This window comes from Neisseria sp. P0009.S007, assembly GCF_051962515.1.
Map to the genome: position 1 here is coordinate 1 of NZ_JBQCVF010000500.1, position 1,049 is coordinate 1,049.

At 45.3% G+C, this 1,049-nt stretch carries 1 protein-coding gene; it reads left to right on the forward strand.

The annotated features are described in order from the left end of the window. Positions 1–366 precede the first annotated feature (366 nt). Positions 367–1,049, forward strand: a 683-nt coding sequence (locus tag ACTHS3_RS14350) for a gamma-glutamyltransferase (protein WP_440368289.1), incomplete at its 3' end; no start/stop codon positions are given.

The following is a 1,049-nucleotide window of genomic DNA, read 5'->3' on the forward strand; positions in this document are numbered from 1 at the left end:
GCCTTTGCCTTTGGGAAAACAAACTATAAATTAGATTTTAAATAATAAATAGAAGATGATATTGAGTGCTGCCACAGCTTGTTGATAACTTTTATTACAACAAATTTTCAAATACTTAGCTGATATTTTTTGATGAGGATAAAGTAAGGTTGGCCTTGTTTGCAGATGTGGATAAAATTTTCCTGCTGCTCCATTCTGTGGGTAACTTTTTGCCTGTGCACAATCTTAGCTTGTTTTATACTTCTCCGATTGGAACTGATTGACTAGAGAAATAGTCAAATGGTTTTTTATTTCAAGCTATTTTCATATTTCCTTTTATTTAAGCTGGGAAAAGGCCGTCTGAAAATATTTCAATAAGGTGTGCATATGAAGTTTTCCTTTAGTATTAATTTGTTATCCGTTTTGATTTTGGCCGCTTGTGCGCAACAGCCGGTTCAAAAGCCTCAAGTTGCCCTGCCCTCCGTATCTGTGGACAATCATGCGCCGGAGCAAGGAACAGGGCTCACGGAGCAGAAATTAATCCGCGCCAAGCATTATATGGCGGCGTCTGCCAATCCGCTGGCAACTGAAGCTGGTTATGAAATTTTGAAGCGCGGCGGCAGTGCGATAGATGCGATGATTGCCATGCAGACAACTTTGGGACTGGTTGAGCCGCAATCTTCCGGATTGGGCGGCGGTGCGTTTTTGGTGTATTGGGACAATAAGGCGAAAAAGCTGACGACGTTTGATGCCCGAGAAACAGCGCCGAAAGCGGCAACACCGGAACTTTTCTTGGACGAAAACGGCAAACCGATGGGCTTTATGAAAGCGGTAGTCGGCGGCCGTTCGGTCGGTGTGCCGGGGATTCCAAAGCTGCTCGAAGATGTCCACAAGCGTTACGGCAAATTGCCCTGGGCAAGTTTGTTTGAGAAACCGATTACTTTGGCGGAACAAGGTTTTGCCGTTTCTCCGCGTATGGCGAAATCCATCGAACAAAATTTGGAACCCTTGCAACGTTATCCGCAAACCGCCGCTTACTTCCTGCCTGACGGCAAACCTTTGGCTGCGGG